General features: G+C 52.0%; 8 protein-coding genes. 5 read left to right on the top strand and 3 right to left on the bottom strand.

Annotated features, from left to right (window positions below; genetic code table 11):
• The 5 genes from pglZ to C7K08_RS11480 all read left to right on the top strand — a co-directional run.
• Window positions 1-1,972: BREX-1 system phosphatase PglZ type A (gene pglZ / locus C7K08_RS11500; RefSeq protein WP_106500748.1), on the top strand; the 1,972-nt coding region annotated here is incomplete at its 5' end.
• Between the two features lie 63 nt (window positions 1,973-2,035).
• On the top strand, window positions 2,036-2,305 hold the full coding sequence (locus C7K08_RS11495) for a type II toxin-antitoxin system Phd/YefM family antitoxin (RefSeq protein WP_162842905.1): 270 nt from the start codon (window positions 2,036-2,038) through the stop codon (window positions 2,303-2,305).
• The gene (locus C7K08_RS11490; protein ID WP_106500747.1) at window positions 2,302-2,700 is read left to right on the top strand and encodes a type II toxin-antitoxin system VapC family toxin; all 399 of its coding nucleotides are present in this window, start codon (window positions 2,302-2,304) and stop codon (window positions 2,698-2,700) included. Before C7K08_RS11495 ends, C7K08_RS11490 begins: the two co-directional genes overlap by 4 nt.
• Window positions 2,701-2,706: 6 nt before the next feature.
• Window positions 2,707-4,782 (top strand): BREX system Lon protease-like protein BrxL, encoded by a 2,076-nt coding sequence (gene brxL / locus C7K08_RS11485; RefSeq protein WP_106500746.1) that lies wholly within the window; start codon window positions 2,707-2,709, stop codon window positions 4,780-4,782.
• A gap of 9 nt (window positions 4,783-4,791) precedes the next feature.
• Window positions 4,792-5,718 carry a restriction endonuclease gene (locus C7K08_RS11480; RefSeq protein ID WP_106500745.1) on the top strand — a complete coding sequence of 309 codons (927 nt, stop codon included), beginning with the start codon at window positions 4,792-4,794 and terminating at the stop codon, window positions 5,716-5,718.
• Between the two features lie 23 nt (window positions 5,719-5,741).
• Here C7K08_RS11480 and C7K08_RS11475 read toward each other — a convergent pair whose 3' ends face one another.
• The 3 genes from C7K08_RS11475 to C7K08_RS11465 form a co-directional block, all read right to left on the bottom strand.
• On the bottom strand, window positions 5,742-6,449 hold the full coding sequence (locus tag C7K08_RS11475; RefSeq protein WP_106500744.1) for an outer membrane protein: 708 nt from the start codon (window positions 6,447-6,449) through the stop codon (window positions 5,742-5,744).
• A 108-nt stretch (window positions 6,450-6,557) separates the two neighbouring features.
• Window positions 6,558-7,277: a hypothetical protein gene (locus tag C7K08_RS11470; protein ID WP_133165242.1), complete on the bottom strand. Its 720-nt coding sequence runs from the start codon at window positions 7,275-7,277 to the stop codon at window positions 6,558-6,560.
• Window positions 7,262-8,373 (bottom strand): IS3 family transposase gene (locus C7K08_RS11465; protein ID WP_423218696.1). Its coding sequence is split into 2 segments (ribosomal slippage): window positions 7,262-8,112 and window positions 8,112-8,373, totalling 1,113 coding nucleotides; the frame shifts between segments, so codons are not numbered across the junction. The genes C7K08_RS11470 and C7K08_RS11465 overlap by 16 nt, the downstream gene beginning before the upstream one ends.
• Between the last annotated feature and the right edge of the window lie 75 nt (window positions 8,374-8,448).

The following is an 8,448-nucleotide window of genomic DNA, read 5'->3' as shown; positions in this document are numbered from 1 at the left end:
CGGCAACGCCCAGCTCAGCCGCAGCTTCTGGAAGTTTGTTGAAGAAAAGTTCGGTTACAACAACCCTGAGCCCAAATTAAGCGACTTCGCCGTTGCCCTGTTCAACACTGTTAGCTCCATTGGGTCTAAGGGTTCCTTGAAGCCCCACGCCCGGGTATTTCTGAGCATCTGGAAAGACAGCCTCAGCAACCGAGAGGCCTTTGAAGCCTGGTCTGATCACCTCTCTGTTGTGCTCAGGATTGAGGATCAACTCAATAACGCCCCAGCTGATTTCGATCCTTCAGGCGATGACAGCTATGAGCTGATCGAGCGCTTTGTGCTCAGCCGCCTGGTGCAGGGCTTTGCCGCCGGCTGCTCTGATGAGGAGCTGCTTGCCACTATTCGCAGCCGCAGCCAGTCCACCTGGCTTGGCAAACATCTGCATGGCTATCAGGCCCTTGAGCAAGCCATCAGCCTGCGCAGTTTGCTGGAGAAGGCCGATCTGCAGATCGAGAGTTTCGACGCCGGCCTAGCCGGGTACACCAACACCTGGTGGCGCCTGGATCAGGCCTACCGCTGTTGTGTATTTCACGCCCGCACTTATCAACAACCTGGCCTGCTCAAGCCGCTGCGCGATTGGCTCGAAAACCAATATGTGAACAACGTGCTCCTGCCCCTCACCAACCGCTGGAGCGATCAGGTGGCCCGCCAGGCCGAATGGAAATCAGACCTGCTGCCCCGCCAGAAGGAGTTCCACATGCGTTACGTGCACGCGCCGCTTTCCTCAAAAGGGCTTAAGCGTTTGTTTGTTGTGATCTCTGATGCCTTGCGTTACGAGGCCGCCCGCGACTTTGCCGATCGCCTCAATTGCCAGGCCGGCAAGGGTTGGCAAGCGCAAGTGGACGCTTTACTTGGATGCCTTCCCTCCTATACCCAGCTGGGGATGGCCAGCTTGCTGCCTGGTGTACAGCTAAGCCTTGATCCCACATCGGGTTCAGCCCTCGTGGACGGGCAAAGCGCCAGTGGTACCGATAACCGCGACAAAATTCTCAAGGCTTACGCCAAGGGCCGCGCTACGGCCATCGTTTCAGAAGATTTTCTTAACCTACCCATCAACGGAGAGGGGCAGGCCCTCACCCGAGACAACGACCTGATCGTTATCTACCACAACCGCATAGACCGTATTGGGGATAAACGCGAAAGCGAGAGCGAAACATGTCAGGCGGTGGAGACGGCCTTTGACGATTTAGATCAGATCCTGCGCAAGATCGCCAGCCTCAAGGGGAATCAGGTGGTGATCACTGCCGATCACGGCTTTCTCTTCCAGCAAGAACCTGTTGATGCCAATGACAAGGCAGCCTTACCGCTCGCTGATCAGCTCACCTATAAAAACCGCCGCTTTGCCCTCGGGGATGGCATTGAGCCGATGGCCGGCCAGAAGATCTTTAGTGCCCAGGCCTTGGGATTGAGGGGTAGTTGGAGTGCGGTGTTCCCCCTAGGGCTCGATCGCTTTCCCCGCTCAGGTTCGGGATCCAGATTTGTGCATGGCGGCACATCCCTTCAAGAGGTGGTGGTGCCGGTGATCAAGCTCAAGCGTGAAAGAAAAGACGAAAGTCGCCCGGTGGACGTGGAACTGCTTAGCCTTCCCGCCAAAATCACAGGCAGCCGGTTGACCTTCTCCTTGTTTCAAACAGAACCGGTGGTAGCGAAAAAGCGACTGCCTCTTCTGTTGCGCATTGCTCTTTACGCCAAGGCTGATGGCGCACTGCTTTGCGCCCCTGCCACCGAGCGGTTTGATTCGGAGGCTTCTGAGCCCCGTGAGCGGCAGCGGCAGGTGATCCTTGAGCTCTCCAATGCCTCCGATCGTTACGACAACCAGCTCCTGGAGCTACGCCTAGAAGAGATCCTCGAAGGTGTGGCCACACCAAACACCTACAAAAGTGTTGAGCTGAAACTGCAGCGACCCTTTGGCAGCGACTTCGAAGACTTCTGATGGCCTTAGTTTATAGCTAAACTAACTAAGAAAATTGCAGAGCACGCTATTGGGGAGGTTGTTATGCGAGTAGTGAACGTGCACCAGGCCAAAACCCATTTATCACGCTTAATAGATGAAGCCCATGCGGGCGAAACCATCGTGCTTGCAAAAGCTGGCAAACCCTGGGCACGGCTGATGCCCCTGGCACCGCCCGTTCCCCAGCGCATCCCTGGCCGCTTGCGCAGCCGGGGCCCCCTTAGCCAGCCGAACGCGCTGCTCGAACCTATGGATTCCAGTGAATTGGACAGTTGGGAGAACAGCGATCTACTTCCCCCGGCATTGCAGCGATGAGCAATGGGAACGCTTACTTACTAGACAGCCACGCTTTGCTCTGGTGGTGGTTTGATCCCGATCGCCTTTCTGGCGCTGTGCGCAAACTACTCAGCGATCCAGCTACACCAGTATTAGTAAGCGCGGCCTCAGTGTGGGAGCTAAGCCTTAAGCATCAACAGGGCAAGCTGCCCGAGCTGAACGGTGTGATCACCGATATACCTGGTTTACTTCAGGCAGATGGCTTTGAAGCGCTGCCGATTTCCCTGGCCCATGGCCTGCGGGCAGGTGGCTACAGCCAGCCCCACCGCGATCCCTTTGACCGCATGCTGGCCGCGCAGGCCGAACTAGATCGATTGGTGCTAGTTAGCGCCGACCCACAGCTTTCCAACTTTCCCTGCCAAACCCTCTGGTGAGATCCGATGGCACTTGAAACACCCAGCCCCCTAGATCAAAAGATCCTTGAGCACTTCCCAGGCCTGGTGGTGCGCAAGGACCTCACCACCGAGCTAAAGCAAAATGCCGTGGTGCCCACCTACGTGCTCGAGTATTTGCTTGGGCAGCACTGCGCAACCGACGATCCAGCCCAGATCAGCGAAGGCCTGGAGTCGGTAAGGCGCATCCTCGCTAAGCACTACGTGCACCGCAACCAAGCGGAACTGGTGAAATCCACGATCAAAGAGCGCGGCACCTACAAGGTGATCGACAAGCTCACTGTGGAGCTCAATGATAAGGGCGGCTTCTACGAAGTGGAGTTCACCAACCTCGGGCTCAAGAAAGTCCCAATCGACGTCGACTTCATTAAGCGCTACCCCAAGTTGCTGGTGGGTGGTATCTGGGCGATCACCGATGTGGAGTACGAGCTTCCTGCCGACCCCAAGGCCAGCCCTTGGCAGATCTCATCGGTTAAGCCGATCCAGGTAGCCGGGGTAGATCAAGACGAATTCTTAGCGGCAAGAGCCAAGTTCAGCACCGACGAGTGGATTGACGTACTTATGCAAAGTGTGGGCTTTAATCCCGAGCCATTCACGCGCCGGGGCAAGCTGCTCACCTTGATTCGGCTGATCCCTTTCTGCGAGCGCAATTACAACCTGCTGGAGCTGGGGCCCAAGGGCACGGGTAAGTCCCACGTATACGCCGAATTTTCGCCCCACGGCATGTTGATCTCAGGCTCAGAGGTCACCGCCCCCAAGCTGTTCGTGAGTAACGCCAACGGCAAGATCGGCCTGGTGGGCTATTGGGACTGCATCTGTTTTGACGAGTTCGCCGGCAAGGACAAAAAGGTCGACAAGACGCTGGTCGACATCATGAAGAACTACATGGCCAACCGCACCTTCTCGCGGGGCATCGAGCAGCTCACAGCGGAAGCCTCGATGGTGTTTATGGGTAACACCCAGAAGTCTGTTGCCTACATGCTCAAGCACTCGCACTTCTACGAGCCGCTTCCCGATAAATACATCGACTCGGCGTTCCTCGATCGCATTCACGCCTTCAATCCAGGCTGGGAGGTGCAGCCGGTGCGCCATGAGCTGTTCTGCACCGGCTATGGCTTTGTGGTGGATTACATCGCGGAGGTGCTCAAGCACCTGCGCACCGAGGACTACACCGGCCTCTACAAAGCCCACTTCCACATCAGCTCGGAGGTATCAACCCGAGACCAGACGGGCTTTGAGAAGACTTTCTCCGGCCTGATGAAGATCATTCACCCCAACGGCAAGGCCAAACCAGAGGAGATCGCCGAGCTGCTCGAATTCGCCATGGAATGCCGCCGCCGAGTGCGCGAGCAGATCCTGCGCATCGACGACACCTTCAAGGCCAACGACTTTGCCTATCAGCCCGTTGGCGGTGGGCCAGCTGTCACGGTGCTCACGCCTGAGGAGCAGCAGTATCCGGCCTTTGCGGGCTTGCGCCCTTTGAACCCAGAAGGTGCCCCTGAGATCACCAGCGCAGAAGCCGTCATACCAACAGTGGCCGTAAGCACTCCCGCAAACACTGAGCCTGCAAAAGAACAGCATCTGGTGGTGCCTGAGAACACCAAAGGATGGAGTTACCGGCGCCTATTTGCAGATCACCTCAGAGGTTGCAGTGCCATCATGATCCGCGACCCCTACATCCGCGCCTTCCATCAGATCCGCAACCTGGTGGAGTTCTTGCGCATGGTCAACGAGATCACCCCTGTGGGCGATGAGGTCACCGTTCACCTGATCACAGGCTCCGATCAAGAGACAATGGAAAAGCAGGTAGAAAACCTCGGCCAAGTGCAGGATTCATTTGCTAGTACTTCCACACCCTTTAGCTGGGAGATCGATGCAAGCCCAAACTTCCATGCCCGCAGTATTACTTCAGATAATGGCTGGAAGATAACACTTGATCGCGGGCTTGATATATTTCAATTTTTTGAATTTTCAACCTTTAAAGCAGAAGCTGCCATACAGGAAGCTCGTATGGTTAAAGGCTGTGAGCTTAGTTTTATTCGTAAACCTGATGAAAACAAATAAATAATTGAAATGACCGATATACCAAAATTTCATCAATTCATGAGGCCTCTTCTCCAGGTACTACAAGAACATGGAGAGATGTCACGCAATGACGCGATAGAAGCTGTAGTAAAAGAAATGGGCTTAACGGAAGATCAAATGTGTATAAATCAAGAAAGTAACGGTAAATCACTTGTTAGAGGTCGAATTGGCTGGGCATCTTCATATCTAAGAGTTGCCGGTGCATTAATCGGCCCTAAAAGAGGTTATTTTGCTCTGGGACAAAACGCAATAAAACTACTTGCACTAAATAGACCAATCAAAAGGACTGATTTAATAAATTTTGAGGAATGGAAAATACACCAAGCTTCCAAGCAATCAAAAAATCAACTACCACAAGAAAGTGATCGTGATCTCAACATTGATGACAGCACCCCAGAAGATCTAATTGAAGCAGGAGTAAAGCTGATTAAAGAGCAGTTGGCATCAGATTTACTTGAACAGATGAAAAAGATGGATCCGTATGCTTTTGAAAGTCTTGTATTGGATTTACTAGCAGCAATGGGTTACGGCGGTGGATCGAGAATGGCAATGCAAGGGGTACCTAGAGGGCCCGATGGTGGCATTGACGGCCGCATTAATGAAGACAAACTCGGACTTGATCAGATTTATATGCAAGCGAAACGGTATGCCGATAATGCTGTATCAAGTGAAAAGGTTCAAGCATTTGTTGGTGCAATGACCCAGGGCGGCTGCCGCAAGGGAGTTTTTGTAACTACTAGCACCTTCACCTCTGATGCTAAGCAGTTTGCAGCAAGCATCAGAGATCCGCGCTTAGTTTTGGTAGATGGGAATAAACTTACTGATCTTATGATTCAACATGAAATTGGAATTGAAACCAAACAAGTAATCAAAATCTCAAGAATTAATCTTGACTATTTTGGATCTGATGAATAAATTTCTCTTCAATTTAGCATCGCTCAAAAACGATATCTCGCCCCAAGCCTTGCTCCCCAGCTGCTTAGCGGATCATAATTCACAGTATCAACAGTAAAACCTGCTGTACCTTGATATATCCCTTCCACAAACACATCTGTTGATTTATTTGCAAGGTAGCTAATACCCACCTTGCCTTGATAACCCAATACACCTTGACTGCCTGCTGTTTGCGATACTGTTGCTCCTAAAACAGATGCTCGATAAGCACCCCAAGAAACATTTGTATAACCCAATCCACCACCAACATAAGGCACCCAACGGCTATTAGTTGGGATATCAATGTAAGCAGATGCCATTACAGAATTTGTGTTAACGCTGCCATCATTAATGGATGCATTTACGTCATAACCAAGCACGGAAGCATTTAAACTTGTTAAAGTTGCGTTATTAAATATATAGGTCAGCTCAGTACGCACTGGCCCGAAATCATAGCCAACACCTGCTTCTGCTGCAAATCCACCACCAAGTTTGTAGTCTCCATTTACAGTTACCCCTGAGAAAGATGAACTTCCAGTTACATCTTGTGGAAAAGCAGCACCTAAACCTAAGGTACCGTAGAAACCAATTGTTTCTGGTATTTTTTGTGTAACAGGTGGCTGCTCTTCTGCTTTCACTTGTACCAGTGACGCAGGAAGCACAAACAATGCTGTTGCAGCAAATGTCTGCAGGCTTGAAATAACAAATTTCATGTGATTGACTAGTTGTTGGTTTGTGTTGAATTAACTTAAACGCTAAAATTTTTCTTTGGCTGCTTAAGAGCGTCAGCTGTTGTTCTGACCATAGGTTTCAGGGCTGTTCTATTCAGTATTTGAATAGAACACAGTAAAAACCTCCCGCAGTTGTAGTAAAAGCAGCTCTAATTCGGCATGTTTTTGCCATTTCTCATTTAGTACCATTAACCACTGCTGATCTTTGCTTTCACACGGCCACTCCCGCCAGTACCATGATTTTGATTCAGCTTTAATCTTTGCTAAAAACAGCTTATTTGCAATTACTGGCAGCTTTTTTGCTTTAATCCATAAAGCCCAATCATTAGCTGTTTTACATTTTTTAGGCGCATGTACACATTGCCACTGCTGTTGCCGCACCATTGCAGCCAGCCCTGGTGCATCCTGCTGGGGAGGCACAATAATTTCACTCCATTTTTTTGGTTCTTCCCTTAATTTTGCTGGAAGCATTAAGCCTAGTTTCGTTTCTGTAATTGGTATCAATAGGCAATCATCCCATTTTATATCCAATGCATTTTCAGTTATTGCATCATCTAAGCAAATCTGTAAATCAAAACCGCTCACAACAGCAGCATCTAATACATGAGCTCTTACCAATTCACGCCATATATATGGATGCTTAAAATCGTAAATATCTGCTACCCATGGCTGCAGCGTTTCAACAGCCACCCTTTGCCATAGGGAGCAGCCAACACGCCAGTTTACATTTTGCAGTCGATGAACTGACGTGACCCCCATTGCTGCTCCAGTTCTTATGAGAGCTAGTGGGGTGATCAAGCCGCTTTCCATTGCTGGAGGACTTCCAGGGGCGTACGCCCCTGGAGAGCCGAATGCGGTCTGTAGACGTTGTACTCGATTCGGTGCTGCTCTGCCAACAGCTTTGCTTCCTGCACCGAGGCAAATAGCTCGATGTTGAGAAATTCATCCCTAAACCGGCCATTGAACGACTCCACAAATGGGTTCTCCCAGGGTGAGCCTGGCGGGATGTACGCCGTTCCCGTACCACTGCCTGTGCACCACTCTTGCAATGCGTGGGCTATGAATTCAGGGCCATTGTCCATCCGCAGGTGAGTGGGCGGTGGATACAGCTTGAGTAGCTCCTCGATCGTGTCAATAACATCCACAGCCTTACAGCGGCGGCCCACCCGAATCGCCAGGCAGACCCGGCTGAATTCATCGATCACGTTCAGGAACTTAAGCGTGCGGCCATTCATCGTCTGATCGAACTGGAAGTCGATCGCCCAAACGTGGTGTGGATATTCAGAGCGCAACAGCTCCTTGCTACCCCCGGCAGGACGGGAGCGTTTCCTCTTGCGTGGCAGGGGCCTTTGGAGACCTTCCTCACGCCAAATCCGGTGCACCCGCTTGTGATTGACGCTCCAGCCATCAAGCCTCAACCGCCGGTAGACAAGCCGCCGGCCCCAGCGCACATGGCGCCGGGCCAGCTCCAGAATCCGCCGTTTTAACTTCTGCTCCTCGATGTCTGCTGGCGGGATAGGGCGCCGCTGGGTATTGCGGTGTTGACCTGTCAACCGGCAGGCACGACGTTGAGAAACCCGGAATCGATCATGCAGAACCACCACGGCCCTGCGACGACGCTCCGGGCTCAGAAGTTTCCCTCGGCAAGCTCCTTAAGCATCGCCTTATCGAGTTCGGCGTCAGCAAGGAGGCGCTTAAGTCGGGTGTTCTCCAGCTCAAGCTCTTTTAGTCGTTTGGCCTCAGTCGCTTTCATCCCTCCATATAGCTGCTGCCAGCGGTAATAAGTAGGGGCTGAGACCTCCAGAGCTCTGCAGACATCGGCGACGGCTTGGCCTTGGTTAAGCAGTTGTTCCGCGGTGCGCAGCTTGCGGATGATCTGCTCGGGGTTGTGGCGTTTGCGTTTCATGGGGCTTCTCCTGGCCAAATCTGGCCGGTAAGGAAGCTCTCATAAGGGCTGGTTCAGTTTTTGGGGTCCACGTCA

This window comes from Synechococcus lacustris str. Tous, assembly GCF_003011125.1.
GTDB classification, from domain to species: domain Bacteria; phylum Cyanobacteriota; class Cyanobacteriia; order PCC-6307; family Cyanobiaceae; genus Synechococcus_D; species Synechococcus_D lacustris.
The sequence above is the reverse complement of the archived record's forward strand: the minus strand, read 5'-3'. Positions and strand labels throughout refer to the sequence as shown.

Coding starts and splice junctions, on each gene's coding strand:
- C7K08_RS11475 (WP_106500744.1), bottom strand. CDS start 6,449: ATGAAATTTGTTATTTCAAGCCTGCAGACATTTGCTGCAACAGCATTG.
- brxL (WP_106500746.1), top strand. CDS start 2,707: ATGGCACTTGAAACACCCAGCCCCCTAGATCAAAAGATCCTTGAGCAC.
- C7K08_RS11495 (WP_162842905.1), top strand. CDS start 2,036: ATGCGAGTAGTGAACGTGCACCAGGCCAAAACCCATTTATCACGCTTA.
- C7K08_RS11480 (WP_106500745.1), top strand. CDS start 4,792: ATGACCGATATACCAAAATTTCATCAATTCATGAGGCCTCTTCTCCAG.
- C7K08_RS11470 (WP_133165242.1), bottom strand. CDS start 7,277: ATGGAAAGCGGCTTGATCACCCCACTAGCTCTCATAAGAACTGGAGCA.
- C7K08_RS11490 (WP_106500747.1), top strand. CDS start 2,302: ATGAGCAATGGGAACGCTTACTTACTAGACAGCCACGCTTTGCTCTGG.